Below are 25,058 nucleotides of genomic sequence, written 5' to 3'. Positions count from 1 at the left end.
CTGTACCACCCACCATTTTCTCAGCGATAACAACACTCTGTCTCGTAACGGCGCCAGTGTCCTGCGCGTCCGTGCGCCACGCCTTGGCGCATGGTGTGGCCGGCATTCGAAAAGGTTTGCTCCAGGCGCTCCCCGCTCAAGTCCAAATGCTGACGGTCCACGTAGGATGGTGACATTCGGGGGGGCAGGTCATTGCTTGAAGTTGTGCTGATGTTTGTTGTGGCCAGTGCGATTGGGCTGGTGGGCGTATCCTATTTCTACACCCGGACGCTCTAAGGGCGGCTTCGTTGGCCCCTTGGAAAGACTTGAGGGTATCCCGGCGGGGTCTTTTGTGAGAAAGACGGGCGGAATCTCCGTGGCGCGGTGCGCCAGCGGCAAATCCCTGTTCCCCGAAAGTGACCCATGACTTCTTCCGACGAAACTCCGGCCGCCGCTCTTCCGGTCAATGTGCACCCCGCTCTTGCGCCGGCCCTGGCGCGGCAGGGCTACAGCACGCTGACGCCCGTGCAGTCAGCGGTGCTGGAGGACAAGGCGGACGGAAACGACCTGCTCGTCTCCGCCCAGACCGGCTCGGGCAAGACAGTGGCCTTCGGCCTTGCCATTGCCCCCACGCTTCTGGGCGACGCCAGCATCGCAGGACCTGCGGAGCGCCCGTTGGCGCTCATCATTGCCCCGACTCGCGAGCTGGCGCTTCAGGTGGAGCGCGAACTGCGCTGGCTCTATGCCGATGCAGGTGCCGTGACGGCGAGCTGCGTGGGCGGCATGGACATGCGCAAGGAAATCCGCCAGCTCGACCGCGGCGCACATATCGTGGTCGGCACGCCGGGCCGTTTGCGTGACCACATCACCAAGGGCTCTCTCGATCTCACCGAGCTGCGCGCCGTGGTACTCGACGAGGCGGACGAGATGCTCGACATGGGCTTTCGCGAGGACCTTGAATTTATCCTCGCCGCCGCACCGGACTCACGCCGTACGCTGATGTTCTCGGCCACCGTGCCAAAGCAGATTGCGCAGCTCGCGCAGACCTACCAGCGCGATGCGGTCCGCATCGTCGCCAGTGGCTCGCGCGAGCGGCATGCCGACATCGACTACCAGCTGGTCCTGGTGCAGTCTCATGAACGTGAAAACGCAATAATCAATACGCTGCTCTACTACGACAGCGGCAGCGCCATCGTGTTCTGCCACACGCGCGAGGCTGTGAAGCATCTCGCTGCACAACTGGGTGACCGCGGCTTCCATGTCGTGTCGCTATCGGGCGAGCTTTCTCAATCGGAGCGCACCAATGCGCTGCAGTCTATGCGCGACGGGCGCTCGCGCGTCTGCGTGGCGACCGACGTGGCGGCACGGGGCATCGACCTGCCGAACCTCGACTTGGTGATCCATGCCGACTTGCCATCTAACCCCGATACGCTGCTGCATCGCTCCGGCCGCACCGGACGTGCCGGCCGAAAGGGCGTTTGCGTGCTGATCGTACCTGTTCGGCGCTATTCTGCGGCGACGCGCGTGCTGGGCTTTGCCAATGCGCAGGGCACGGTGCGGAGCGCACCCACTGTCGCCGACATCGAGGCGCGCTACCGCGAGCAGATTCTCGAGGCCGCGACCACGGCAGCCGTGCCGGAGGAGGCCGAGGCCGCCTTCGTGGCCGAACTACTGACGCGCGTCACGCCGGAGCAACTGGCGGCGGCCTATCTCCGCCAGCAGCTGTCCACCCGGCCGGCGCCAGAGGATATCTCGCCCGTGCCGATGCCGTCGGAGGGAAAGATGCCCAAGGCGCACGAGGCTTCGGGCAAGCCAAGACCCGAGCGCCGTGACATGACTGGCTCGGCTTGGTTCTCCCTGTCGGTGGGGCGCAACAAGCGCGCCGAGCCGCGCTGGATCCTGCCGTTGATCTGCAAGGCGGGCGGCATCACGCGCGACGACGTGGGTTCCATCAAGATATTCGACGATGAAACGCGCTTCGAGATCACCGCTGAAAAGGCCGCCGCCTTTGCGGAACGCGTTGCCAGCGCCGGAAGCGGAGAGAAGGGCATCACGATTACGCCTGCCCAACCAAAGATTCGCGAGGCAAGGGACGAGGTTCCGGCGCCGCGCAAGGCTTGGCAGACCCCGCGACCAGCCGTCGACGAAGCGCCGGGGAGCGAACCCGCTGCCGACGGACCGGCGAAACCGGAAAAGCGGTCGTGGGCCAAGCCCGATTTTGCCAAGAAGGTCCCCAAGGGGAAGCCGAAGCCAGGTGACTTCAAGCCGAAGAAGAGCTTCGGTGCCACGGGCAAGCCCAAGTACAAGAGCAAGACCAAGGGGCCGAAGTAGGGGCTTTCTCAGCCCGTGCTGGTCACGTCGGTCGGAAAGTGGCAGGCCACCGTCCGGCCGGGCACCTGCTCGGTGAGGACAGGACGTTCTGACCGGCAACGATCCTGCGCGATGGGGCAGCGCGTGTGGAAGCGGCAGCCCGAAGGCGGGTTCACCGGGCTTGGCACGTCACCCGTCAGCACAATGCGCTTGGCAGAGCCCAGGGCTGCAAGGTCCGGCAACGGAACGGCAGAAATCAGCGCCTGCGTGTAGGGGTGCGCGGGGCGCGCGAAGATGTCATCCGCCGAACCCATCTCGACGATCGAGCCCAGATACATGACGGCGATGCGGGTTGAGACCTGGCGCACCACGCTGAGGTCATGGGCGATGAAGATGTAGGTGAGGTTCAACCGCTCTTGCAGGTCGGCGAGCAGGTTGACGATCTGCGCCTGCACCGAGACATCAAGTGCCGAGACCGGCTCATCCAGCACGATCAGTTCCGGGTTCAGCGCGATGGCCCGCGCGATGCCGATGCGCTGGCGCTGGCCGCCGGAAAACTCATGCGGAAAGCGCATGGCGTGATCGGGCTTCAGGCCGACGATGTCGAGCAGTTCGGCAACGCGCTTGCCGATCTCCACTTCGCTCATGGTGGTGTGCACGCGCAGCGGTTCGGCGATCAGGTCGCGCACCCGGCGGCGCGGATTGAGCGAGGCATAGGGATCCTGAAACACCATCTGGATGCGCCGCCGCATCGGTCGCATCTGGCGCTGCGACAGGGACGAGATGTCGGTGCCGGCAAAGCGCAGCGTGCCGGAGGTCAGATCGTAGAGCCGGGTGATGCAGCGTCCGAGGGTCGACTTGCCGCAGCCCGATTCACCTACCAGACCAATCGTCTCACCCGGCATCACCGTGAATGACACGCCGTCCAGCGCATGCACCGTGCGCACGCCCTGGCGCGAGAAGCGCGTGCCGACGTTGAAGCGCTTGGCAACGTCCACCACCTCGAGAAGCGGCGCACTCATGCTGGCACCCGGAAACAGGCGGCGGCGCGCTGGCCACTGCCCAACGCAGGCTCGGTGTCGCATTTGTCGAAGCGCAGGGTGCAGCGCGGCGCGAAGGCGCAGCCGGGCGGGCGGTTGAGAAGATTGGGCGGCGTGCCCGGAATGGCCCTCAGCCGCCGTGGCCTCTCGCCGGTGAGAGGCGGAATGGAATCGAGCAGGGCGCGCGTGTAGGGATGCATGGGTGAGCTGAAGAGTTCTTGCTTGGTGCCACGCTCCACCACGCGACCGGCATACATGACCAGCATGCGGTCGGCGATCTCCGCCATCACGCCCATATCATGGGTGATGAATACGATGGCGCTGCCATGGTTACGGCGCAGCTTGTGCAGCAGGTCGAGGATCTGCGCCTGCACGGTCACGTCGAGCGCGGTCGTGGGCTCGTCGGCAACGAGCAAGGCGGGGTTGCAGGACAGAGCCATGGCGATGACGACGCGTTGGCGCATGCCGCCCGACAGTTGGTGCGGGTAGCGGTGCGCCGTTTCCTCGGGCTTGGGGATGTTCACCTCGGCAAGAAGGTCAATGGCGCGCTGCCATGCAGCCGACTTCGACACGTTGTTGTGCGCCAGAACCTGCTCGGCGATTTGCCAGCCGATCGTATATACGGGGGTGAGCGCGGTCATCGGGTCCTGGAAGATCATGGCGATCTCCTTGCCGCGCAGTTCACGCATGGCGCGGGACTTCAGCCCCACGAGCTCACGTCCGCGATACTGGATGGAGCCGGCGATGATCGCGTTGGGATCGGTGATGAGGCCCATCACCGCAAGCAGCGACACCGTCTTGCCGGAACCCGACTCGCCGACTACGCCGAGGAGTTCACCCTCGCCCACGTCGAATGACACGCCATCCACCGCACGCACGATGCCTTGCTCGGTGCGGAAGCTGACGGTGAGATCGCGCACCTTCAGCATCAGGCAGTCCTTACGCGGGGGTCGATGAGCATGTAGAGGACGTCGACCACGGCATTGGCCATCACCACGAAAAAGGACGCATAGAGCACAGTGGTCATGATGATCGGCAGATCCAGATTCAGGAGCGCGTCATAGGTGAGCTTGCCCACGCCCTGCAGGCCGAACACCACTTCGGTGAGCAACGCCGAGCCGCCGACGAGGGCGCCAAAGTCGAGGCCGAACAGCGTGACGAAGGCGACGAGCGAGGTGCGCAGCGCATGGCGCAGCAGGATGCGCGTTTCCGAGAGGCCCTTGGCGCGCGCCGTCCGAATGTAATCCTCCTGCAGCGACTCGACGATCGCGGCGCGCAGCACGCGGCCATAGAGGCCGATGTAGAGGATCGACAGTGTGATCCACGGGATGACCAGCGTCAGGAACCAGCCCTTGGGGTCATCCGAGAAGTTCTTGTAGCCGAGTGGCGGCACCCAGGAGAACATCCAGGTGTCGTGGTAGCGGCTCTGGGTGATCAGGTTCAGCATTTCGCCCAGCCAGTAGACCGGCATTGAGATGCCGATCAGGCCCAGCACCATCAGCGTCTTGTCGATCCATGAGCCGCGCGTGGCGGCGGCGACGATGCCGATGATGAGCGCGAAGACCACCCACAGAACGGCGGCGCCGATGACAAGTGACAGCGTAACGGGCACAGTGTCCAGAACGGCGGGAACCACCTTCCAGCCGCGGTTGACGAAGGAGGTGAGGTCGCCCGTGATGAATATCTTCTTCATCATGGTGAGGTACTGAACATAGAAGGGCTGGTCGAAGCCGAAGCTCTTGCGTACCGCTTCCAGTACTTCCGGGCTCGCGTTGCGGCCGGCGATGCGGGCTGCCGGGTCGGCACCGGGCGTGGCGAAGAAGATCAGGAACACCAGCACGCTGATGCCGAACATCACGAACAGCATCTGGCCGAGGCGTTGGAGCAGGGCATAGACCATCAGCTGCGCCCGATCCTGATCTTGGAGCGAGGGTCCAGCGCATCGCGCAGGCCATCGCCCAGGACATTGAGGGCCAGCACCGTGATGACGATGGCGATGCCGGGCGCCAGCGCCACCATGGGTCTGGTATAGAGCAGCGTCTGCCCATCCTGGATGATGGTGCCCCAGCTTGCGTCCGGGGGCTGCACGCCGATCGAAAGGAAGGAGAGGGCGCTTTCGGTGATCATGTTCAGCGCCATCATGATGGGCACGAAGACGATCAGTGTGGTGGAGACGTTTGGCAGGATGTCACGCAGCAGGATGCGGTGGCTCGGCACGCCGAGGCCGATGGCGGCGAGCACGAACTCGCTTTCGCGGAGCGCCAGAACCTGGCCGCGCACGGGCCGTGCCACATAGGGCACGTAGACGACGCCGATGATGAAGATGGGAAGCCAGAGCGAGCCCGACTCGATGGTGATGATGCCGAGGTTCAGCCCCTGCGCGATCAGCACGATCGAGAGCGAGATGGCGAGCAGATAGACCGGGAACGCCCAGAGAATGTCAAGGAAGCGCGACAGCAGCGTGTCGATGATGCCGCCGAAAAAGCCGGCGGCAAGGCCGATGAGCGTCGCGAAGAATAGCGTTACCACGGTAGCCATGCCAGCGATGAACAGTGAATTGAGGCCGCCATAGAGCAGCCGGGCCATCACGTCGCGGCCCTGGTTGTCGGCGCCGAGGAAGTAGTTGCCGAGCTGCCATGTTGGGCCGATCGGTGTGTAGCCGAGGCCCAGTCCCTCGGTCGACTGTTCCATCACCGGCACATCCTGGCCGTTGAGCTTGATGACGGCGTCCAGCGTGGACTTGAACGGGTCGGTACCGGCCCAATAAGCATAGGCGGGAGCGAGCAGGCAGAAGACGACGATCACGATGAAGACGACCAGTGCTGCCACGGCGGCTTGGTCGCGCAGCAGGCGACGGAGAGCCGTGGCCCAGGGGCCACGGCTCTTTGGTGTTACGTCAAGCGTATCCGAAATGACGGACAATTCGGCTCACTGCACCCAGGACTGGGTGACCATCCAGTAGAACTGCGCGTTGAACTGGAAATTACCGAGGCGCTTCGACACGAAGTCGATGTGCTTGGGCGTGAAGAGCGGCGCTGCCGGAGCGGCGTCCGTCACCATTTTATCCACTTCGGTCCAGATCTTGTTGGCAGCCGCCTGATCGGTGGCGGCCAGCGTGAAGGCTTCCTTCATCTTGGCTTCCACCTTCTCATCGCAGAAGCCGGCAATGTTGATCGAGGAGTCCGAGCCTTCGGTGAAGCTCGAGCAGCCGAACAGAACGTTCAGGAAGTTCGACGCGGCCGGATAGTCCTGGTACCACTGCGAGACCGAGATCTGCACCTTGTTGTTGGTGTTCTGGATATAGGTGAACTGGATGTTGGGCGAGATCGGCTTCAACTCTGCGTCATATCCGATTTCCTTGAGGACCGACTGCAGGTAGACGCCGATCGACTTCGACACGGCGGTGTCTTCGACGATCACTGTCACCTTCTGGCCCTTGGTGCCCGACTCTTCGACGAGCTGCTTGGCGCGCTCTATGTCAGGCGCCGACCACTTCTCGCCCGGGTCCTTGGTGTAGGGGCAGTAGGGCGCGTGTGCGGGGAAGCCGGGCGGCAGCACCTGGCAGACGGGTGCCGCGAGCACTGGGCCGCCGAACAGATTAACCAGCGCCTTGCGGTCGATTGCGAAGTTCACAGCCTGCCGGGCCTTCAGATTGTCGAAGGGAGCGAGCCTGGTGTTCATCGGCGCATACCACCACGCGGTCAGCGTGTTGATGTAGACTTGGTCCTTGAACTTGGTGCCGATCTCGGAAAGACGATCGGTCGGCGGCTGGTCGAACATCCAGTCGGCCTCACCGTTCATCACGGCAGTGACCTCGGCTTCATCGGTGAGGCCGAAGTCATACTGCACCACGTCCGGATAGCCATCCGGCATGGCGGCCTCGCTCCAGACCTTGAAGTTCGGGTTGCGCGACATGGTGAGACCCTTGTTGGGGTCATAGGCGGAGAAGAAATAGGGGCCGGTGCCGGGAATAGGCACGGAGCCTGCATCGGTTGCCGGCGCATCTGCCGGCAGGATCGAGGCGTGCGGAACGGCGAGCTTGAACAGGAACTCGGGGTCGGCGCGGGTGAGGTTGATCGTCACCGTGCTGGCCGCCTCGTCGCCCGTCACGCCGCCTTCGAGTGTGCAGGTGGCGGGGGTGGCAATGCACTTGTCAGCGCCGACGATCACCGAATAGAAGCCGCCCGACGTGGGGCTCGACACCTTGAAGATGCGCTGGAAGGAAGCCACCACGTCCTTGATGGTCACATCACGGCCATCCGAGAACTTGATGCCCTTGCGGACCTTGAAGGTATAGGTCTTGCCGTCATTGGTAACGGCGGGAAGTTCCTCGGCGAGATTGGGGACGACTTCGAAGCCTTCTTCGCCTGCACCCTTCTTGAAGCCCGTCAGGCCGCTGTAGACTGACTGATAGATCTGCCAGTACTGGAGCGTGTAGTTGATCTGCGGGTCAAGCGTGCCTGCCGCCGAGCGGGCAACGAGGCGCATCGTGCCGCCGCGATGTTCCGCCTGATATTCTGCCTGCGCCGGCACAACCGCCGTGAAGGCAAGTGCCAGGGCTGCAGCCCCGGCCAGCATCCATTTCCTCATGACGTTCTCCCTGTTTTGTTATGACGTTGAATCATTGGCGGCGACGAAGTCGCCCACCGCCTTCATGCAGAGTTCCTTCTCCTCCACATGCGGCATGTGGCTGGAGTTCTCGAAGATCACCCAGCGCGAGCCCTTGATGTTGTCGGCGAAGGGTTGGACGCAGGCGGGCGTCGCCTCGTCGTGGCGGCCGGAAATGATGAGGGTCGGAACGTTGATCTTGTGGAGTTTGGGAATGATGTTCCAGTTCTTCAGCGTGCCGGTGACGAAGAACTCATTTGGGCCATTCATGGTGTGATAGACGGTCGGATCCTTGCCGATCTGGTCGAAGCTGGCTGTCACTTCCGCCGGGAAGGGCACGACGCGGCAGACATGCCGCTCATAAACCCAAGTCGTGGCCTTTTGGTATTCGGGGTCGCTGTAGGTGCCAGCCTTTTCATGCTTGTTGAGCGCGTCCTGGATATCCTGCGGCATCTCGGAGCGCTGGCGCATCGCTTCCGACACCCAGAGCTCCATGGAGGCTGGAGAGTTGGCGATAGTGAGGGTCTTCAGTCCGTACGGTCGGCGCGTACCATATTCCGCCGCCAGCATGCCGCCCCATGACTGTCCCAGAACGTGGAAGGCCTTGCGCTGACCAAGGTGGTCCACGAGATTGTCGAGCTCATCGACGAAGAGTTGCGGCGTCCAGTAGCCCTTGTCCTGGTTGGGAAGGTGGGTCGAGAGGCCGCAGCCAAGCTGGTCGTAATGGACGACAGCGCGGCCAGTCTCACTGAGCAGTTTGTAGGAATCGACGTAGTTGTGAGCGGCACCCGGGCCGCCGTGCAGAATGAAAACAGGGGGCTTTCCGTTCGCGAGGTCGCCTGTCACCCGATACCAAGTTTCATGGGCGCCGAATTTCGCACGCCCCTCGGTCTGCCTTAACGCCATTCCTGTTCCCTCTTGTCTTCTTTTTTTATCGTTTCAGCTTAAGCGAAGCATACTGACATCATTCCCGGCTGAACATCAATGGCGCTGCTCCCAGTTTTCAGCGGTTGACCCATGACGTCGCGATAGCTACGCAACACGCTGCAATGCGGATTGGGCCGATCGCGCACATCGAGTCGCATCCGTAGAAATCTGTCGTTGCCGTAATGGCTGGCGTGGCGCAACATTCATCAGTTGCCGCATTCTGCGGCCTGAAACCTGATCCGCGGAGAAGACGCCGATGTTGGCCAGAGTACTTCGAATTCTTGCATTGCTGGCCTTTCTGGCGCCTGTCGCGCGTGCCGACAGCCTGCCTCTGCCGGACAACCTTATCGCCTCCACCTCGCCCGAGGGGGAGGCCCTGCTGATCGATGCCGACGCGCGTGAAGCGTATTTCACGCTCGCCAGCAATTATCTGACGCAGAAGACCCAGAGCTTCTGCGGCGTTGCCAGCATGGTTATGGTGTTCAACGCCCTGCAGCTGCCAGCTCCCGAGGTGCCCGAATACACGCCCTACCGCACCTTCACGCAGGACAATATCTTCAACGACCAGACGGAGGCGATCCTCCCCCAGTCGACGATCCTGAAGCAGGGAATCACCCTGGACCAAATCGGCCAGCTGCTGCAGGTGCAGCCCGTGGACGTGACGGTGCGCCATGCCTCCGACACCAATCTCGACGCATTCCGCAGCGAAGTTGCTTCCTACCTGGCGCAGCCCGGGCATTTCGTGCTGGCGAATTATTTCCGAAACGCGCTTGGCCAGCAGAAGGGCGGCCACTTCTCGCCCCTCGCCGCCTATGACAAGGAAAGCGACCGCTTCCTTATCCTCGACGTAGCGCGCTACAAATATCCGCCGGTCTGGGTCAAGGCTGAGGAACTGTTTGCCGCCATGAACACGAAGGATTCCGACAATGACGACAAATCCCGTGGATATGTGCTGATCTCAGCCAAGTCCTGAGCCACCGACATTTATCAATTACGAGGAACTGAAGTGCCCGATCCCATTCGCTTTGCTCCCACCGGTCCTGATGGCTGGCTGGCCACTCCCGACCAGCCGCTCGAACACGCGGAGTTGCTGAAGGGCTCGCCCGTCGGCCTCGATCACGCCTATCTTGCCAAGCCCGGCCTGCGTTCCGGAATCTGGCGCTGCGGGGCATATACCGAGCGCTACGAAGATTATCCCGTCGACGAGTTCATGGTGGTGCTCGAGGGCGAGGTGACGCTGACCAGCGATGACGGCGAAGGCCACACCTTCCGAAAGGGCGATTCCTTCTTGTTGCCGAAGGGCTTCAAGGGAACCTGGCACCAGCCGGGGCCAATGCTGAAGTACTACGTCATCGTCGGCTGATCATGACGGCTTTGGAGAGTTACGACTACATCATCGCAGGGGCTGGTTCTGCAGGATGCGTGCTGGCGAACAGGCTTGGCGAGGACAGGAGCCTGCGAATTCTCGTGCTCGAGGCGGGTGGTTCCGAGAAGGCCGTCGTCGTCGACATGCCGGCGGCGCTGTCGATCCCGATGAACACCAAGCGCTTCAATTGGGGCATGAAGACCGAGCCGGAGCCTGGGCTTGATGGGCGGGAAGTCAACTTGCCGCGCGGCAAGGGGCTCGGTGGTTCATCCTCCATCAATGGCATGTGCTGGGTACGCGGCAACCCGCTGGACTATGAGTTGTGGGAAGCGCTCGGCGCAGACGGCTGGCGCTGGTCCAATGTGCTGCCCTATTTCCAGCGGCAGGAGAATGTCGACGGCGGTGGCCCGCTGCGCGGCACCACGGGCCCCGTGCATGTCAACAAGGGACTGCAGAAGAACCCGCTCTACGAAGTCTTCGTCGAGGCTGGCGTGCAGGCGGGCTATGCCCGCAGCGCCAACATGAACGAGCGGCAGCATGAGGGCTTCGGCCCCATGGAAATGAATATCGGTGATGGCCGTCGCATGAGCGCGGCGCGCGCCTATCTGCGCCCCGCCATGGCGCGCGGCAATGTGCATGTCGTCACTGGCGCGATGGTGGACCGCGTGCTGTTCGACGGTCGCCGCGCCACTGGCATCTCCTATCTCGTCAACGGCGCGATGCGCCAGGCAAAGGCTAAGCGCGAGGTGATCGTCTCCGCCGGCTCGATCATGTCTCCGATGATCCTCAAGCGGTCGGGCATCGGACCCGCTGCCGAGTTGAGATCGCAGGGCATCGAGGTGGTGCATGACTTGCCCGGCGTGGGCGAGAACCTGATGGACCATCTGGAACTCTACATCCAGATGGAGTGCACTCAACCGGTGACGCTGTTTCCCACGCAGAGCCTGTGGGGCAAGGCAAAGATCGGCATGGAGTGGCTTGCAACCCGAAAGGGGCTGGGCGCCACCAATCATTTCGAGAGCGGTGGGCACATTCGCAGCCGGGCAGGTATCGTCTATCCGGACATCCAGTATCACTTCCTGCCGCTTGCCATTTCCTATGATGGCCGGAGCCTTGCCGCGGGCCATGGTTTCCAGGTGCATGTCGGCACCAAGCGCTCGAAGAGCCGTGGCTGGGTGCGCCTGCGGGATGCCAGACCGGACAGCCTGCCGCGCGTGCGCTTCAACTACATGTCCCACCCTGATGACTGGTTGGAGTTCCGCGCCTGCATGCGTCTGACGCGCGAGATCTTCGCGCAGGACGCCTTCGCATCCTATCGCGGCAAGGAACTGGCTCCGGGTGCGGAAACGCAGGACGATGTCGCACTGGATGCCTTCCTGAAACGCAAGGTAGAGAGCGCCTATCACCCGTGCGGAACGTGCCGGATGGGCACCGACGAGCGTGCCGTCACAACGCCCGACGGCCGGGTTCGCGGCGTTGAAGGTTTGCGTGTGGTCGATTCATCCTTGATGCCACAGGCGACGGCGGGTGATCTCAATGCGCCGACCCTGGTGCTGGCTGAGCGCATGTCGGACCTGATCCGTGGACGCCACCTGCCCGAGGCCGAGGGCGCTGCATTGCTGGCCGATCCGCATTGGGCCACGCGGCAGCGCGGACCCGCCATCAGCCGCGACTATGCCCGTGACCGGGACGCGCTGAAGTTGGCGCTTCTCGCCAATGCCCGCGGCGAGACGGTGCCGGAGGAGTGCCTCCTCACCTTCTGAAGATCTGAATATCCGGCGGAAAGCGCGGGTCCACCCCCGTGACAATCGCGAAACAGCATGAGATGCTCTCGCCGTTTTGACGTGCATGCGTGAGATTCTGAGCAGAACAAGCGATCAACACGGGAGGACAGGCACATGGCCAAGAAGGCAGTGCGGAAGCAATCCAAGAAGAATGCCAACAAGACGAAGCCCGCCAAGAAGGCCGCAGCCAAGACAACGGCGCGCAAGGCGAAGAGGTCTGCGCCCGCCAAGTCACGCGGTGCGGCCGTCAAGCTGCATCCGGCAATCGACAATGGATTTCCCAAGGCGGCAAAGCGGGGATTTGCGGGTGGTCGGCTGGTCTGCAACTGCGCCAGCGATCCCGTCGTCGTTGAGGTCAAGTCACAAACCGCGCACAACCATGCCTGCGGCTGCACCAAGTGCTGGAAGCCGGAAGGTGCCATCTTCTCGATCGTCGCAGTTGCGCCGAGCGACAAGGTGAGCGTGCTCAAGAACGGCCACAAGCTGAAGGTGGTGGACGCCAACGCCGTCATCCTCCGCCATGCCTGCACAGGTTGCGGCGTGCATCTCTATGGGCCGGTGGAGCGCAATGGCCATCCCTTCAAGGGGCTGACCTTCGTGCACACCGAATTGTCCAAGGAGAGTGGCTGGTCACCGCCAGGCTTCGCGGCTTTCGTCTCCTCGGTGATCGAGGGCGGGGTGCCGCCGGCGCGTCTTCCGGCGATCCGCAAGCGGCTGAAAGACCTGGGTCTTGAGCACTATGATTGCCTGAGCCCGGCTCTCATGGACTATCTTGCGACTGAAGCCGCCAAGAAGGCCGGAACCTATCGCGAGACGTGATCAAGGATGCGACCGGGGCTCGAAAGCCCCGGTCGCTGTGATTTCAGCCTGCGACAGAGGCGTCGTAGATCGAGCCGATGGTCTTCTCGAGTTCGGCATTGAACTGGGCGTCCGACTGCTGGGCAGACAGACCTTCGCTCAAAGCGCGCGAGAAGCTGGCGATGAGGCCGGTGTTCTTCGCCAGCATGGCATTGGCATCCTCGCGGCTGTAGCCGCCCGACAGCGCCACCACACGCATCACCTTCGGGTGGTCAATCAGCGGCTTGAAGAAATTGACTTCGCTGGGGATGGTCAGCTTCAGCATCACCTTCTGGCCGGCGGGCAGCTTGTCGAGGTTCCTGATGATCTCGTCGCGGAGGATCTTTTCCGCTTCCTTCTTGTCGGTGATCGAAATGGTCACCTCGGGTTCGATGATGGGCATCAGGCCCTTGGCGAGGATCTGGCGGCCAAAGTCGAACTGCTGGGCGACGTTGGCGGCAATGCCCGAAGGTGAGGCGGCGTCGATGACCGAGCGCATCTTGGTGCCGAAGATGCCCTTGGCGGCCGCACGGTCGAGCAACTTGTCGAGATCCGGCATCGGCTTCATCAGGCGCACGCCGTCGTGGGCGTCGGCGAGTCCCTTGTCGATCTTCAGGAACGGCACCACGCCCTTGTTTTCCCACAGGAAGGCGGGAACCGGCTTGCCGTCGATGTCGCCATCCATGGTGCGCTCGAACAGGATGGCGCCGATGACGCGGTCGCCGTTGAAGGCGGGCGACTTGATGATGCGGGCGCGCATGGCGTGCATCAGCGCGAACATTTCCTCGTCGGACGTCCAGGCATCTTTGCCGATTCCATAGCCCTCGAGCGCCTTGGGCGTCGAACCGCCGGACTGGTCGAGAGCGGCGATGAAGCCCTTGCCGGATGACATTTTCTGCGCTTGTGCGGTGTTCATGACGGGTGATCCTCTTTTGCGGGCGGGACCTTAGCCAATCGCCCCCGGGGCTTCAACCGAGACCCCGACACTTGTGATTAAGCCTTTCGCATCATGCGCTTCAGCGATTCATTAACCACCCCTGGCGCAGCATCTTCGTCGCGCCCGGCCCGCGACCTCGTCTGGCCACTGGCGCTGCAGGAGAGCATGAACATGGATATGGAAATCGATGTGGAACAGGGCGCAAAGCGCCCCGCCGACCTGACGAAGATCGAGCCGGCCACATTCCGCGGCGTCGACTGTTCGGTGCTGGCAGAGCGTTACGTGGCCTATCGCCGCAACATGGGGCTCGACGAGATCGAGCACGATCCTGACGAGATCAAGCCTGCGGCTGCACCGAGTAGCGAAAACGTCTGAAACAAGACTGCCGTTTTCGTCCGTCGTGAGAGTGTGCCCGAAGAGGCCCTTAATGTTGCTTTTCGTGTTGCCGCCGTTGCACTTCCGGTAGCTGTCCGATGCATCTTCGGATGCATCCGTCACGTGTTGCGGGAGCGTGCACTCCAGTTGTCGACCACCGTCTCCATGGTAACGTTTGTGGAGGTGCTCGCCACGAAGGGCAGCTCCGAGATGCGCTCGCCGAGGACATGGCGGTAGCGGCGGATGTCCCTCGTCCTGATCTTGAGGAGGTAGTCGAAGCGGCCGGCGATCATGTGGCACTCCTCGACCTCCGGAATCTTCTTCACCGCCTCGTTGAAGGCCCGGAGGGCATCCTCATGGGTGTTGGTGAGCTTGACCTCGGCGAAGGCCACGTGGTCCAGCCCCATCTTGGCCGGGCTGAGCACGGCCTTGAAGCCCTCGATATAGCCCTCGGCGAGCAGGCGTTTGAGGCGGAGCTGGCAGGGGGTGTTGGAGAGGCCCACCCGCCTGGCGAGGTCGGTGATGGACATGCGGCCATCCTCTGCGAGGCTGTCGAGGATGCGGCGGTCGAACTGGTCAATATCGCTTCCAAGGCCTATCTCTGTGGGCATTTTACCTCCGCAATGACCAAAAATCGTGAAAATCACCAAGCTTATAGTTTGAAATAGGTGAATCTGGTTTGCAAGCCGGTGTTATGTTGGGTGCTTCTCCTAGGAAAGAGTCGTCCATGCCGCACGCGCGCCCGCTGTTCGAAGCCTTCGCCCCGCCGATCCGCCCGCAGACCGAACTGCGCCGGGCGATCACCGAGCACTGCCGCACACCCGAACCGCAATGCCTGCCGCCGCTGGTGGCGGTGGCGCGGATGGAGCCCGCGCAGAAGCGCGAGGCGGCGGCCACGGCCCGCAAGCTGATCGAGGCGCTGCGGGCCAAGCACAAGGGCACGGGCGTGCAGGGGTTGGTGCATGAGTATTCGCTGTCGAGCCAGGAGGGCATTGCGCTGATGTGCCTGGCGGAAGCGCTGCTGCGCATTCCGGATGCCGAGACACGCGATGCGCTGATCAAGGACAAGATTGCGGAAGGTGACTGGAAGAGCCACCTCGGCGGCACGAAGTCGCTGTTCGTCAACGCCGCGACGTGGGGCCTCGTCGTCACCGGCAAACTGACATCGACGGTGAGCGACGGCAGCCTGGGCGCGGCCCTTTCGCGCCTCATCGCGCGGGCGGGTGAACCGGTGATCCGCCGTGGTGTGGACATGGCGATGCGCATGATGGGCGAGCAGTTCGTGACGGGCGAGACCATCGCCGAGGCGCTGAAGCGCTCGAAGCCGCTGGAAGCGCGCGGCTTCCGCTATTCCTATGACATGCTGGGCGAGGCGGCGACGACGTCCGCCGATGCGGCGCGCTATTACCGTGATTACGAGAACGCCATCCACGCCATCGGCGAGGCGGCGGCGGGCAGGGGCGTCTATGAAGGCCCCGGCATCTCGATCAAGCTCTCGGCCCTTCACCCGCGCTATGCGCGCGTCAAGGCGGAGCGGGTAATGCAGGAGCTGCTGCCCAAGGTGAAGAAACTGGCGCTGCTTGCGAAGCACTATGACATCGGACTCAACATCGACGCGGAGGAGGCAGACCGCCTCGAAATCTCGCTCGACCTGCTTGAGTCGCTGAGCTTCGATCCGGAACTGGCTGAGTGGAACGGGCTGGGCTTCGTCATCCAGGCCTATGGCAAGCGCTGCCCCTTCGTGATCGACTTCGTGGTGGACTTGGCGAAGCGTTCGCAGCGCCGCATCATGGTGCGGCTGGTGAAGGGCGCCTATTGGGATGCCGAGATCAAGCGCGCGCAGGTGGATGGGCTCGACGGCTTCCCCGTGTTCACGCGCAAGGTGCACACGGATGTGAGCTACATCGCCTGTGCGCGGAAGCTTCTCGATGCGCGCGAACATGTGTTCCCGCAATTCGCCACGCACAATGCGCAGACACTCGCCGCCATCTACACACTCGCTGGTTCGCGCTTTGCGGTGGGCGACTATGAGTTCCAGTGCCTGCATGGCATGGGCGAACCGCTCTATGACGAGGTGGTGGGCGCCGACAAGCTGGGCCGCCCCTGCCGCATCTATGCGCCGGTGGGAACGCATGAGACGCTGCTGGCCTATCTCGTGCGGCGATTGTTGGAGAACGGGGCGAACTCGTCCTTCGTCAACCGCATCTCGGACCCCAATATCTCGGTCGATGAGCTTATCGCCGATCCGGTGGACGTGGTGAGCGCCATGCCGGTGATCGGCACGCCGCATGACCAGATCGACCTGCCGGCGGATTTGTTCGGCAAGGACCGCGTGAACTCGCGCGGGCTTGACCTTGCGAGCGAGGCCACACTGGCGGTGCTTGGGGCGACGCTGAAGGAGACCGAGTCACACCAGTGGCACGCGAAGCCGCTGCTGGGCGACGGTTCGGAGCAAGGAGCAACGCGCGATGTGCTGAACCCGGCTGACCATGCGGACCGCGTGGGGCAGGTGACGGAACTCGGCGCCAGCGATGCGGCCCGCGTGGCGGCGATGGCGCATGAGGCCAGCGCGCAATGGGCCGCTGTGCCGGCCACCGAGCGTGCGGACTGCCTCGATCGCGCGGCGGAGCTGATGGAAGCGCGCATGGACGTGCTGATGGGCATCGCCATGCGCGAGGCGGGAAAGACCGCTGCCAATGCAGTGGGCGAGGTTCGCGAGGCTGTCGACTTCCTGCGCTATTACGCCGAGCAGGCGCGGAAGACACTGGGGCCCTCGCACAAGCCGCTGGGTGCCGTCGTGTGCATCAGCCCGTGGAATTTTCCGCTGGCGATCTGCACCGGACAGGTTGCTGCAGCACTGGTTGCCGGCAATGCGGTGATCGCCAAGCCTGCGGAGGAAACACCGCTGATCGCCTTCGAGAGCGTGAAGATGCTGCATGAGGCGGGCGTGCCGCGCGGCGCTCTGCAGTTCACGCCGGGCGACGGGCGGCTGGGTGCGGCACTGGTGGCGGCACCGGACACGGCGGGCGTGATGTTCACCGGCTCAACGGACGTGGCCCGCCTGATCCAGGCGCAGCTGGCGGAGCGCGTGTCCGCTCAGGGGCGGCCCATCCCGCTGATCGCGGAGACCGGCGGGCAGAATGCGATGATCGTCGATTCATCCGCGCTGGCCGAACAGGTGGTGGCGGATGTGATCGCATCGGCCTTCGACAGTGCCGGACAGCGCTGCTCGGCACTGCGCGTGCTGTGCCTGCAGGAGGACGTGGCGGAGCGCACGCTCACCATGCTGAAGGGCGCACTCGCCGAGCTCTCGCTGGGGCGCACTGATCGGCTTTCCACCGACATCGGCCCGGTGATCACGGCGGAGGCCAAGGCCAACATCGAGAAGCACATCGCGAAGATGCGCGATGCTGGCCACAAGGTGGAGCAGCTGACACTGCCGCAAGAGGCCGCGGAGGGCACTTTTGTTGCGCCCACCATCATCGAGATCGACGACATCGGGCAATTGCATCGCGAGGTGTTCGGCCCGGTGCTGCATGTGCTGCGCTGGAAGCGCGAGGACATGGATGCGCTGATCGATCAGATCAATGCCACGGGCTATGGCCTGACCTTCGGCTTGCATACGCGGCTCGACGAGACGATCCTGAACGTCACCGAGCGGGTGAAGGCGGGGAACCTCTATGTGAACCGCAACATCATCGGCGCGGTGGTGGGCGTGCAGCCCTTCGGCGGGCGGGGTCTTTCCGGTACTGGCCCCAAGGCGGGCGGGCCGCTTTACGTCGGGAGGCTGGTGCAGAAGGCGCCGGTGCCTCCGATGCACAGCTCGGTGCGGACTGACCCGGCGCTGCGCGATTTCGCGACGTGGCTCGGCCAGCGCGGCCACAATGACGATGCCGACGCGGCACGTGAACTTGGCGCACTTTCGGCGCTGGGACTGGTGAAGGAACTTCCAGGCCCTGTGGGCGAGCGCAACGTCTATTCGCTGCATCCGCGCGGGCGGGTGCTGCTGGTGCCGCAGACGGCGAAGGGGCTATTCCGCCAGATCGCGGCGGCACTGGCCGCGGGCAACGAGGTGGTGGTCGACGCGGCGAGCGGCCTTTCGGAGTCGCTTGCCGGGTTGCCGGCGAGCGTTGCGGCGCGCGTGGCGTGGAGCGGTGACTGGGAGCACGATGGTCCCTTCGCGGGGGCACTCGTCGAGGGTGACGAGGGGCTGGTGCGTGCGGTGATTGCACGCATCGCCAAGCTCGACGGCCCCCTTGTGCTGGTGCAGGCGGCGAGTGCCGCCGAGGTGGCCGCCGATGCTGGCGCCTATTGCCTGAACTGGCTGGTGGAGGAGGTGAGTACCTCGATCAACACCGCGGCAGCGGGCGGCAATGCGAGCTTGATGACAATCGGGTGAGGGGCTTGGTGCCCCGATTGATTTACAGTCATCATGCCCGGACTTGTCCCGGACATCTCCTTTGGTGGCCGTCGAAAAGGACCCCCGGGTCTAGCCCGGGGGAGGTGGGTGAGTGGTGGGTTGCTTTGGTTGCGTGCAGCGCCCTGTTCACCTTGCTCGGACTCGATCCGGGCATCCTCTTTTGCAGCTGCGAAAAGGATCGCCGGGTCATGCCCGGCGATGATGAATTTGGGGAGGCTTGCGAGATTGAGGTCTCGACGACCGGGGCTCCGGCATTTGGCCGCGCGTGCCCCCCTTGACTTCGTCCGTGATCAGTCTAGCTTCTGACTAGACCGATCGGTCTAGGCAACATCACGCGAGGAGGAAACGACCATGAGAATTGCCAAGGAACAGGTGGACGTGCGGATGCAGGTGCCCGGTGCGGTGATCCGCCAGCGGCGGGATTTCGGGGATGCGACGGGCTATGGGAAGATCAGCGGGGAGTTCTTCACGCTGTCCGCCGGCGTCGACACCACGCCGCTGTTCGAGGGGCTGGAGGGCAACCTTTGCCAGTGCCCGCACTGGGGCTATGTGCTGTCCGGCGCCATCACCACGACCGATGCCAAGGGACTGACGGAGAGCGTAGCCGACGGCGACCTGTTCTACTGGCCGCCGGGGCATAATGTGCATGTGGACCGCGATGCGGAGATCGTGATGTTCAGCCCGCAGCACGAGCACAGCCACGTGATCGACCACATGAAGGCCAAGACGGGGGCCTGATCACGCGGGGCCGTTGCGCCGCGGGGCGCGGCGGCCCTATGAGAGAGTGATGACACAGCCAACCAAGCAGCGCCTGATCGAGGCCGGCCTCTCGATGCTTCTCGAGCACGGCTACGGCAGCCTCGGCGTGCAGGCGCTGCTCGACCAGACCGGCATACCGAAGGGCTCCTTCTACCACCACTTCAAGGACAAGGAGGACTTCGCCCTCACGGTGATCGACACCTATATCGGCGAAGTGCACAAGGCGCTGGACATGTGCCTCGGTGACGAGAGCCTTCCGCCGCTTCTCCGCATCCGCCGTTTCTTCGAAATCGTGTCGCAGAAATACCGCGAGGACGGCTACATGGGCTGCCTGATGGGCGGGCTGGGCCAGGAGCTTTCCGGCACCAGCGAGACGTTCCGGCGCAAGATCGAATGGTGCTTCTCCTCGATCGGCGAGCGCATGGTGGCCTGCCTGACCGAGGCGAAGGCGCGGGGCGACATTCCGGCATCCGTCGATGCCGAGCACATGGGGCACCTGCTGGTCGATTGCTGGGAAGGTGCCGCACTGCGCAGCCGGCTGCGCCGCGACCCGCAGTCGCTGATGGCGATGCTCGACTTCTACATGCGCTCGATCGCGGCGTGATCCGCCCCTGCCGCCGCTTTGCCTAGGAGGCGATGAGCCCGACGATGACGAGGTAGGAGAGCTGGTGCAGCATCTGGTCGACACCCATGAGCCACCAGTATTGCTTGTTCTGCACGGTCCAGCCTTCGCGGTAGAGCCAGCCGTCCTTCACCCAGTCGACGTGATAGTGAAACACCGCTTCGCCCAGCAGGATGGCGAAAAACAGGAACCCATGCACGCCCGCCGCGAGCAGCAAGGGAAGCGTCAGGGCGGCGTGGATGGCGACGTGGAGGAGCCCGCCCGGGTGGCCCCAGATGCGGCGATGCTTAAGGATATAGGCATTCTGGAAGACAAAGTCGCCCAGTACGTGCTTCACCTGGAAGCCGGCGAGAAGCAACAGAAGGGCGAAATCCGTCACGTCCGGTTGACTGCCTGCGAGGCCGCGCGAAGACCATCGACGCTCGTGCCACCGGCCCAACCTATTGCCGCGCTGGCCACGGGGTCAAGCATGGAGGGCCGCCAGCGCGGGTGTTTTTTGCCCCTGATGACGTGATGATGAAACTTAGCATCTTGCCGTGAGGCTTTGTTTCATGCAGTTTTGCGGATGAAAGAAAGATTCCTCTCAGGTGCTTTCTTCTGACGTAAGGGAACTTCAACGCGACAGACCGGGAGAACGACCCCATGAAGTGGACCACACGCCTTGCCATCGGAGCAGCCTTCGCGGCACTCCTTTCTACCTCCGGATCGGCCTATGCCGACATCAAGATCGGCGTTGCGGCCGAGCCCTATCCGCCCTTCGCCTCGAAGGATGCGGCGGGCAAGTGGGTGGGCTGGGAAATCGAATTTGCCGACGCACTGTGTGCTGAGGTGAAGGAGAAGTGCGAGATCGTCCCGACCGCCTGGGACGGCATCATCCCGGCCCTGACCTCGAAGCAGATCGACGTCATCATCGCGTCGATGCTGATCAAGCCGAAGCGCAAGGAAGTGATCGACTTCACCCAGTTTTACTATGACACGCCACCGGCCGTCATCGGCGCCAAGAACGGCGACATGGACATCTCGCCTGCTCACATGAAGGGCAAGACAATTGGCGTGCAGGTGTCGACCTCGCACGAGGAGTTCTCCAACAAATACCTCGTGCCCGCCGGCGTCGAGCTGAAGGTCTACCCGACGCAGGACGAGGCCAACAACGACCTCGCGGCCGGTCGCCTCGACTATGTGCTGGCCAACAGCTCCGCGCTCGTGGACTTCCTCGCCACCGATCAGGGCAAGGGCTGCTGCGAGATGAAGAGCATGCTCGAGAAGCCGAAGGACGACCCGGGCATCTATGGCGAAGGCGTGGGTGCCGGCGTGCGCAAGGAAGATACCGCCCTCAAGGACAAGCTCAACGCCGCGATCACCGCCATGGCCAAGTCCGGCAAGCTTGAGGAGATCACCAAGAACTATCCGCAGCTCGTGGGCAAGATGACGCTGCCCAGCGGCAACTGATCCTACTGACGTGACGGGAGGGGCCGCAGGCATTGCCGCGGCCCCTTTCTTTTGCGAGAAGACAGCCATGGGCTGGAGAGACATCAACATGAACCGCCGCAAGCCGCGCATCGACGTGGCCGTGGTTCCCATGGGCGAGGGCGAGGAGCGTGCTCCCGCGGTGCTGCGCAAGGCCGTGATGGCGGCGTTGGCCTCGGTGCGTGAGCAGGGTGCGGCAGATGCGGCCTTCACCGTAGGCTATCTCGCGGGCTTTGCACGGCACCAGGCGCTGAAGCACGGCGTGGATGCCGAAGCTGACGGTGGCGTGGCGCTGCTGGCGGCACTCACGGCGCAGGCGCCGGACGTGGTGCTGGCACTGCAACTGGCGCCGCGCAAGGTTCCCTCATCGCGTGCCGCGCTCGCGGCGGCCGATCCGCTTGCCGATGCGGGTTATCTGGTGGGCCATCTCGAGTCGCTGTGCGGCACGAGGAGGTTGCTGGCGACGGGTGGTGACGTGGAGGCCTATCTCACGCTTTGCGACCATGTGGCTGACCGCCTGCAGACGCACCACCCGACCGACGTGCTGCGCCTTGACCCTGCAGAACGCACCTTGGTTCGCGCAGCACTCGTCAGGCGCTGAGCAGCGCCTCGATTTCAGCGCGCGTGGGCATGGCGGGTGCGGTGCCGGGGCGGGTGACGGAAATGCCTGCGGCGGCACAGCCGAAGCGGGCGGCGGCGGCCGGCTCCATGCCTTCGGCGAGGCCAGCTGCGAAGGCGCCGACGAAGGCGTCGCCCGCGCCTGCCGTTTCCACCACCTTGCCGGCGTTGAAGGACGGGATGAGCGTGGAGCCCATCGCATTGTGCAGCAATGCGCCGCGCGCACCGAGCGTGATGAGGGCGTTCTTCGCACCCATGGCGAGAAGCGCGTCACCAGCCTTGCGGGCCTGTTCCTCGGTGTCGACGGGAAGCCCTGTGAGGGCTGCGGCTTCCGTTTCGTTGGGGATGACGTAGTCGCAGAGCGCGTAGATGTCGGCAGGCACGGGTGCGGCGGGGGCGGGGTTGAAGACGGTGATGGCGCCTGAGGCGCATGCGATCTCCAGGCCCTTTCGCGCCGCGTCGATGGGCTGCTCCAGCTGGGTGACGAAGACCTTCGCACTTTCGATGGCGCCGCGCGCGGCTTCGACATCTTTCGCTGAAAGACCGCCTGCGGCGCCGGGCACCACGATGATGGCGTTCTCTCCGGTCTCGTCGCTGACGAAGATATAGGCAGCACCGGTGGGCTCATCGGCTGCGATGGCAACGTTGGGGGCGATGCCCTCGGCCTTCCATGTGGCCACCGCGATGTCGCCAAAGGCATCCTTGCCCAGCCTTGAGATGAAGCTGACCGAACCTCCGGCACGCGCTGCGGCAACGGCCTGGTTCGAGCCCTTGCCGCCGGGGCCCATCGCGAAGCCGGAGCCCATGAGGGTTTCGCCCATGATGGGCTGGCGGCCCGCACGGAAGGCTAAGTCGGCGACGAAGATGCCGAGAATGGCGATGCCCTGTTTCATCGGATCAGGCCTTCGGCGGGATCACGCCCTTCTTGAGGACGAAGCAGCCGTAGAAGCGGGTCTCGCCGGTGACGATCACGGCATAGGCGTTGCGCGCCTTCTCATAGAAGGCGAAGCGCTCGATCGAGCCCATGGGCCAGGACTTGCCTTCGCGGGCATCGATGACCTTCTGCACTTCGGCCTGCACGGGCGGGATCTCGTCGGGCTTGCCCACCATTTCCATGCGCTCGGCCGGCGTGTCGACGAAGGAGTCCAGCGGCATGACGGAGAGGATGGCGTCGATGGCTTCCGCCGCGGTGAGGTTATCCATGCGCAGCAGTTCGCCCGTGACCGTGTGGCGGGCGACCGAGTCGGCGGGGAAGTTGGTGTCGCAGATGATGAGATCGTCGCCATGGCCCATGGCGCGGAGACAGCGGATGACGTCCGCATTGAGGCGGTTGTCGAAGTTGCGAAGCATGACGGAGTCCTCCCGGAATTTTTCAGGAAGGCTAGTGGGGCGGCATCAGGAGTCAAGGAGCCTCAGTAGCCCTCGGGCTTGCCAGGCACCTTCACCAGCGCCTCGCCCTCGAGCACCAGCGTGTCGCCCACCTTGCAGCGGCAGGCGAGTTTCACGCGGCGGCCCTTCTCGGCGAGTTCAACGACCTCGACGGAGGCCTCCACCATGTCGCCGATCCTGACCGGCGCCTTGAAGTTCAGCGTCTGGGACATGTAGACCGCGCCCGGGCCGGGAAGCCTGGTGCCGATCACCGCTGAAATCAGGCTTGCGGTATAGAGGCCATGCGCGATTCGACCACCAAAGGGGGTGCGGGCGGCGAAGTGCTCGGAGAGGTGGATGGGGTTCCTGTCGCCTGAAATCTCGGCGAACCCCACGACATCGGAGGATTTCACCTCCTTCACGTAGGTCTCGGTCATGCCGAGGGCCAAGTCCTCGAAATACAGAGTCTGGCTGGGCGGAAGCATTGGGGCCTCAATACCTGGGAGCACGTCCCGTATGGATGCCATACATGTTGGCCAAATGCACCAGAGCCAAAAGTCCAATGAATCCAAAGATCAGGATGACAGGCGTGGTGGGGATCAACCGCGGCGTCAGTCTTGTCCGGGGGCGACGCTCAAGCCAGGCGACAATGCCGACGATAACGGCGCAGACGACAAAAACCGCAAGGGTGATGACGAATTCAGAGTTGGCGAAGAGATCAAGCATGGAAGAGTGGACGGGCACAGGGGATTGGTTGACAGGTCTGGGTGGCCCCGCTAAAGACCCCGCCAGTGTTCAACAGGCGGACCGGAGCCGGGCTCCTTCTGCCTGAATTATCAGGTGAAGTCCATGAAAGTCCGTAACTCCCTCAAGGCCCTTATGAAGCGCCACCGCGACAACCGCATGGTGCGCCGCAAGGGCCGTATCTACATCATCAACAAGACCAATCCGCGCTTCAAGGCGCGCCAGGGCTAAGCTTCGGCGTCAGCTTTTGACAGGGTTTTGAACGCCGTGGACGGGATACCGTTCACGGCGCTCTTTTTGTTGCCACGAAATGCGGTGTAGAGTGATGTGCATGCGTGGATCCCTCGCCCTTCTCACCCTCCTTGCCCTGACCTCCGGCGCTTTCATGACCGGTGCCCTGGCCGATGACGTGCCGCCTGCGGGTGAGGCGCCCGCAGCCGTAGCTGCGCCAAAGCTCAAGCCCGCCGAGATGCGCGCCGACCAGCTCGACCTGCTGTTCGCCGAACTCCGCAAGCCCGGGGTTCAGAGCGATCCGGTGGAGGAGAAGATCTGGGCACTGTGGAGTGCGTCCGACTCGCCCACGGCGGAAGTGCTGCTCAACCAGGCGACGCTTGCCATCGAGGACGGAGCACCAGCCGAGGCACTGTCCATCCTCAACCGCCTTGTGGGCGCCAACCCTGATTTCGCCGAAGGCTGGAACAAGCGCGCCACGCTCTATTTCATGATGAAGAAGGACGATGCCGCACTGGCCGACATCGCCAAGGTGCTGGATCTCGAGCCCCGCCACTTCGGGGCGCTGGCCGGCAAGGGCATGATCCTCGAACGCCAGAAGAAATATTCTGCCGCCCGTGACGCCTATGAAGAGGCTCTGGCCGTGAACCCGACGCTGGAAGACGT

The 25,058-nt window shown here is 63.6% G+C and carries 26 protein-coding genes; 13 read left to right on the top strand and 13 right to left on the bottom strand.

Annotation, left to right across the window (positions count from 1 at the left end; all coding sequences use genetic code 11):
• The first annotated feature begins 402 nt into the window (after nucleotides 1-402).
• Entirely contained in the window at nucleotides 403-2,310 is a 1,908-nt protein-coding gene (locus WCJ41_RS13800) for a DEAD/DEAH box helicase (protein ID WP_336906413.1), read from the top strand.
• Nucleotides 2,311-2,318: 8 nt separating this feature from the next.
• On the opposite strand, the gene WCJ41_RS13795 is transcribed toward WCJ41_RS13800, so the two are convergent.
• The 6 genes from WCJ41_RS13795 to WCJ41_RS13770 are packed head-to-tail and all read right to left on the bottom strand — an operon-like array spanning nucleotide 2,319 to nucleotide 8,843.
• Nucleotides 2,319-3,311, bottom strand: a complete 993-nt coding sequence (locus tag WCJ41_RS13795; RefSeq protein WP_336906412.1) for a dipeptide ABC transporter ATP-binding protein — start codon at nucleotides 3,309-3,311, stop codon at nucleotides 2,319-2,321.
• Entirely contained in the window at nucleotides 3,308-4,261 is a 954-nt protein-coding gene (locus WCJ41_RS13790) for an ABC transporter ATP-binding protein (RefSeq protein WP_336906414.1), read from the bottom strand. The genes WCJ41_RS13795 and WCJ41_RS13790 overlap by 4 nt, the downstream gene beginning before the upstream one ends.
• Complete coding sequence (locus tag WCJ41_RS13785; RefSeq protein ID WP_336906411.1) at nucleotides 4,258-5,229, bottom strand: ABC transporter permease; 972 nt, start codon at nucleotides 5,227-5,229, stop codon at nucleotides 4,258-4,260. The genes WCJ41_RS13790 and WCJ41_RS13785 overlap by 4 nt, the downstream gene beginning before the upstream one ends.
• Nucleotides 5,229-6,251: an ABC transporter permease gene (locus WCJ41_RS13780; protein WP_336906410.1), complete on the bottom strand. Its 1,023-nt coding sequence runs from the start codon at nucleotides 6,249-6,251 to the stop codon at nucleotides 5,229-5,231. The genes WCJ41_RS13785 and WCJ41_RS13780 overlap by 1 nt, the downstream gene beginning before the upstream one ends.
• A 6-nt stretch (nucleotides 6,252-6,257) precedes the next feature.
• Nucleotides 6,258-7,919: an ABC transporter substrate-binding protein gene (locus tag WCJ41_RS13775; RefSeq protein ID WP_336906409.1), complete on the bottom strand. Its 1,662-nt coding sequence runs from the start codon at nucleotides 7,917-7,919 to the stop codon at nucleotides 6,258-6,260.
• An 18-nt stretch (nucleotides 7,920-7,937) separates the two neighbouring features.
• Nucleotides 7,938-8,843 carry a proline iminopeptidase-family hydrolase gene (locus WCJ41_RS13770; RefSeq protein ID WP_336906408.1) on the bottom strand — a complete coding sequence of 302 codons (906 nt, stop codon included), beginning with the start codon at nucleotides 8,841-8,843 and terminating at the stop codon, nucleotides 7,938-7,940.
• Nucleotides 8,844-9,120: 277 nt separating this feature from the next.
• Here WCJ41_RS13770 and WCJ41_RS13765 point away from each other — a divergent pair, with 277 nt between their 5' ends.
• The 4 genes from WCJ41_RS13765 to gfa all read left to right on the top strand — a co-directional run bounded on the left by WCJ41_RS13765 (nucleotide 9,121) and on the right by gfa (nucleotide 12,833).
• Nucleotides 9,121-9,837, top strand: a complete 717-nt coding sequence (locus tag WCJ41_RS13765; protein WP_336906407.1) for a phytochelatin synthase family protein — start codon at nucleotides 9,121-9,123, stop codon at nucleotides 9,835-9,837.
• A gap of 33 nt (nucleotides 9,838-9,870) precedes the next feature.
• Nucleotides 9,871-10,227 (top strand): cupin domain-containing protein, encoded by a 357-nt coding sequence (locus tag WCJ41_RS13760; RefSeq protein WP_336906406.1) that lies wholly within the window; start codon nucleotides 9,871-9,873, stop codon nucleotides 10,225-10,227.
• Between the two features lie 2 nt (nucleotides 10,228-10,229).
• On the top strand, nucleotides 10,230-11,993 hold the full coding sequence (locus WCJ41_RS13755; RefSeq protein ID WP_336906405.1) for a choline dehydrogenase: 1,764 nt from the start codon (nucleotides 10,230-10,232) through the stop codon (nucleotides 11,991-11,993).
• 135 nt (nucleotides 11,994-12,128) lie between these two features.
• The gene (gene gfa, locus WCJ41_RS13750) at nucleotides 12,129-12,833 is read left to right on the top strand and encodes an S-(hydroxymethyl)glutathione synthase (protein WP_336906404.1); all 705 of its coding nucleotides are present in this window, start codon (nucleotides 12,129-12,131) and stop codon (nucleotides 12,831-12,833) included.
• Nucleotides 12,834-12,876: 43 nt separating this feature from the next.
• Here the strand turns inward: gfa and WCJ41_RS13745 are convergent, their stop codons facing one another.
• Nucleotides 12,877-13,767: a fructose bisphosphate aldolase gene (locus WCJ41_RS13745; protein ID WP_336906403.1), complete on the bottom strand. Its 891-nt coding sequence runs from the start codon at nucleotides 13,765-13,767 to the stop codon at nucleotides 12,877-12,879.
• A gap of 192 nt (nucleotides 13,768-13,959) precedes the next feature.
• Here WCJ41_RS13745 and WCJ41_RS13740 point away from each other — a divergent pair, with 192 nt between their 5' ends.
• A complete protein-coding gene (locus WCJ41_RS13740; protein WP_336906402.1) occupies nucleotides 13,960-14,163 on the top strand; it encodes a hypothetical protein in 204 nt (67 codons plus the stop codon).
• Nucleotides 14,164-14,282: 119 nt separating this feature from the next.
• Here the strand turns inward: WCJ41_RS13740 and WCJ41_RS13735 are convergent, their stop codons facing one another.
• The gene (locus WCJ41_RS13735; protein ID WP_336906401.1) at nucleotides 14,283-14,774 is read right to left on the bottom strand and encodes an Lrp/AsnC ligand binding domain-containing protein; all 492 of its coding nucleotides are present in this window, start codon (nucleotides 14,772-14,774) and stop codon (nucleotides 14,283-14,285) included.
• A 116-nt stretch (nucleotides 14,775-14,890) separates the two neighbouring features.
• Between WCJ41_RS13735 and putA the strand changes: the two genes are divergently transcribed.
• The 3 genes from putA (at nucleotide 14,891) to WCJ41_RS13720 (ending at nucleotide 19,946) form a co-directional block, all read left to right on the top strand.
• A complete protein-coding gene (putA, locus tag WCJ41_RS13730) occupies nucleotides 14,891-18,562 on the top strand; it encodes a trifunctional transcriptional regulator/proline dehydrogenase/L-glutamate gamma-semialdehyde dehydrogenase (protein WP_336906400.1) in 3,672 nt (1,223 codons plus the stop codon).
• Nucleotides 18,563-18,934: 372 nt separating this feature from the next.
• Nucleotides 18,935-19,321 carry a hypothetical protein gene (locus WCJ41_RS13725; RefSeq protein ID WP_336906399.1) on the top strand — a complete coding sequence of 129 codons (387 nt, stop codon included), beginning with the start codon at nucleotides 18,935-18,937 and terminating at the stop codon, nucleotides 19,319-19,321.
• Between the two features lie 49 nt (nucleotides 19,322-19,370).
• Nucleotides 19,371-19,946, top strand: a complete 576-nt coding sequence (locus tag WCJ41_RS13720) for a TetR family transcriptional regulator C-terminal domain-containing protein (RefSeq protein ID WP_336906398.1) — start codon at nucleotides 19,371-19,373, stop codon at nucleotides 19,944-19,946.
• A gap of 22 nt (nucleotides 19,947-19,968) precedes the next feature.
• On the opposite strand, the gene WCJ41_RS13715 is transcribed toward WCJ41_RS13720, so the two are convergent.
• Nucleotides 19,969-20,343: a DUF3307 domain-containing protein gene (locus tag WCJ41_RS13715; RefSeq protein WP_336906397.1), complete on the bottom strand. Its 375-nt coding sequence runs from the start codon at nucleotides 20,341-20,343 to the stop codon at nucleotides 19,969-19,971.
• 263 nt (nucleotides 20,344-20,606) lie between these two features.
• On the opposite strand from WCJ41_RS13715, the gene WCJ41_RS13710 reads away from it, so the two are divergent.
• Both WCJ41_RS13710 and WCJ41_RS13705 read left to right on the top strand, forming a co-directional pair.
• Nucleotides 20,607-21,413, top strand: coding sequence for a transporter substrate-binding domain-containing protein (locus tag WCJ41_RS13710; protein WP_336906396.1), 807 nt, complete (start codon nucleotides 20,607-20,609; stop codon nucleotides 21,411-21,413).
• An 88-nt stretch (nucleotides 21,414-21,501) separates the two neighbouring features.
• On the top strand, nucleotides 21,502-22,032 hold the full coding sequence (locus WCJ41_RS13705; protein WP_336906395.1) for a hypothetical protein: 531 nt from the start codon (nucleotides 21,502-21,504) through the stop codon (nucleotides 22,030-22,032).
• On the opposite strand, the gene WCJ41_RS13700 is transcribed toward WCJ41_RS13705, so the two are convergent.
• From WCJ41_RS13700 to WCJ41_RS13685, 4 genes are all read right to left on the bottom strand, one after another.
• On the bottom strand, nucleotides 22,022-22,942 hold the full coding sequence (locus tag WCJ41_RS13700; protein ID WP_336906394.1) for a ribokinase: 921 nt from the start codon (nucleotides 22,940-22,942) through the stop codon (nucleotides 22,022-22,024). The two genes, WCJ41_RS13705 and WCJ41_RS13700, sit on opposite strands and share 11 nt — an antisense overlap.
• 4 nt (nucleotides 22,943-22,946) lie before the next feature.
• Nucleotides 22,947-23,399, bottom strand: coding sequence for an RbsD/FucU family protein (locus WCJ41_RS13695; protein ID WP_336906393.1), 453 nt, complete (start codon nucleotides 23,397-23,399; stop codon nucleotides 22,947-22,949).
• 62 nt (nucleotides 23,400-23,461) lie between these two features.
• Nucleotides 23,462-23,902 (bottom strand): MaoC family dehydratase, encoded by a 441-nt coding sequence (locus WCJ41_RS13690; RefSeq protein WP_336906392.1) that lies wholly within the window; start codon nucleotides 23,900-23,902, stop codon nucleotides 23,462-23,464.
• A gap of 7 nt (nucleotides 23,903-23,909) precedes the next feature.
• The gene (locus WCJ41_RS13685) at nucleotides 23,910-24,143 is read right to left on the bottom strand and encodes a hypothetical protein (RefSeq protein WP_336906391.1); all 234 of its coding nucleotides are present in this window, start codon (nucleotides 24,141-24,143) and stop codon (nucleotides 23,910-23,912) included.
• Nucleotides 24,144-24,266: 123 nt separating this feature from the next.
• Between WCJ41_RS13685 and ykgO the strand changes: the two genes are divergently transcribed.
• Both ykgO and WCJ41_RS13675 read left to right on the top strand, forming a co-directional pair.
• Entirely contained in the window at nucleotides 24,267-24,392 is a 126-nt protein-coding gene (gene ykgO / locus WCJ41_RS13680; protein WP_336906390.1) for a type B 50S ribosomal protein L36, read from the top strand.
• 100 nt (nucleotides 24,393-24,492) lie between these two features.
• On the top strand, nucleotides 24,493-25,058 hold a 566-nt coding region (locus tag WCJ41_RS13675), incomplete at its 3' end, for a tetratricopeptide repeat protein (protein WP_336906389.1).

The organism is Aestuariivirga sp. (assembly GCF_037139295.1).
GTDB lineage: Bacteria > Pseudomonadota > Alphaproteobacteria > Rhizobiales > Aestuariivirgaceae > Aestuariivirga.
Note: the sequence above shows the minus strand (reverse complement) of the source record. Positions and strands in the feature narration are given on the sequence as shown.

What these genes read in the sequence shown, in the direction of transcription:
- WCJ41_RS13705 (WP_336906395.1), top strand. Translation starts at nt 21,502, where the DNA reads ATGAACCGCCGCAAGCCGCGCATCGACGTGGCCGTGGTTCCCATGGGC.
- gfa (WP_336906404.1), top strand. Translation starts at nt 12,129, where the DNA reads ATGGCCAAGAAGGCAGTGCGGAAGCAATCCAAGAAGAATGCCAACAAG.
- putA (WP_336906400.1), top strand. Translation starts at nt 14,891, where the DNA reads ATGCCGCACGCGCGCCCGCTGTTCGAAGCCTTCGCCCCGCCGATCCGC.
- WCJ41_RS13740 (WP_336906402.1), top strand. Translation starts at nt 13,960, where the DNA reads ATGGATATGGAAATCGATGTGGAACAGGGCGCAAAGCGCCCCGCCGAC.
- WCJ41_RS13735 (WP_336906401.1), bottom strand. Translation starts at nt 14,774, where the DNA reads ATGCCCACAGAGATAGGCCTTGGAAGCGATATTGACCAGTTCGACCGC.
- WCJ41_RS13710 (WP_336906396.1), top strand. Translation starts at nt 20,607, where the DNA reads ATGAAGTGGACCACACGCCTTGCCATCGGAGCAGCCTTCGCGGCACTC.
- WCJ41_RS13685 (WP_336906391.1), bottom strand. Translation starts at nt 24,143, where the DNA reads ATGCTTGATCTCTTCGCCAACTCTGAATTCGTCATCACCCTTGCGGTT.
- WCJ41_RS13725 (WP_336906399.1), top strand. Translation starts at nt 18,935, where the DNA reads ATGAGAATTGCCAAGGAACAGGTGGACGTGCGGATGCAGGTGCCCGGT.
- ykgO (WP_336906390.1), top strand. Translation starts at nt 24,267, where the DNA reads ATGAAAGTCCGTAACTCCCTCAAGGCCCTTATGAAGCGCCACCGCGAC.
- WCJ41_RS13775 (WP_336906409.1), bottom strand. Translation starts at nt 7,919, where the DNA reads ATGAGGAAATGGATGCTGGCCGGGGCTGCAGCCCTGGCACTTGCCTTC.
- WCJ41_RS13800 (WP_336906413.1), top strand. Translation starts at nt 403, where the DNA reads ATGACTTCTTCCGACGAAACTCCGGCCGCCGCTCTTCCGGTCAATGTG.
- WCJ41_RS13785 (WP_336906411.1), bottom strand. Translation starts at nt 5,229, where the DNA reads ATGGTCTATGCCCTGCTCCAACGCCTCGGCCAGATGCTGTTCGTGATG.
- WCJ41_RS13755 (WP_336906405.1), top strand. Translation starts at nt 10,230, where the DNA reads ATGACGGCTTTGGAGAGTTACGACTACATCATCGCAGGGGCTGGTTCT.
- WCJ41_RS13695 (WP_336906393.1), bottom strand. Translation starts at nt 23,399, where the DNA reads ATGCTTCGCAACTTCGACAACCGCCTCAATGCGGACGTCATCCGCTGT.
- WCJ41_RS13700 (WP_336906394.1), bottom strand. Translation starts at nt 22,942, where the DNA reads ATGAAACAGGGCATCGCCATTCTCGGCATCTTCGTCGCCGACTTAGCC.
- WCJ41_RS13795 (WP_336906412.1), bottom strand. Translation starts at nt 3,311, where the DNA reads ATGAGTGCGCCGCTTCTCGAGGTGGTGGACGTTGCCAAGCGCTTCAAC.
- WCJ41_RS13690 (WP_336906392.1), bottom strand. Translation starts at nt 23,902, where the DNA reads ATGCTTCCGCCCAGCCAGACTCTGTATTTCGAGGACTTGGCCCTCGGC.
- WCJ41_RS13765 (WP_336906407.1), top strand. Translation starts at nt 9,121, where the DNA reads ATGTTGGCCAGAGTACTTCGAATTCTTGCATTGCTGGCCTTTCTGGCG.
- WCJ41_RS13770 (WP_336906408.1), bottom strand. Translation starts at nt 8,843, where the DNA reads ATGGCGTTAAGGCAGACCGAGGGGCGTGCGAAATTCGGCGCCCATGAA.
- WCJ41_RS13745 (WP_336906403.1), bottom strand. Translation starts at nt 13,767, where the DNA reads ATGAACACCGCACAAGCGCAGAAAATGTCATCCGGCAAGGGCTTCATC.
- WCJ41_RS13720 (WP_336906398.1), top strand. Translation starts at nt 19,371, where the DNA reads ATGACACAGCCAACCAAGCAGCGCCTGATCGAGGCCGGCCTCTCGATG.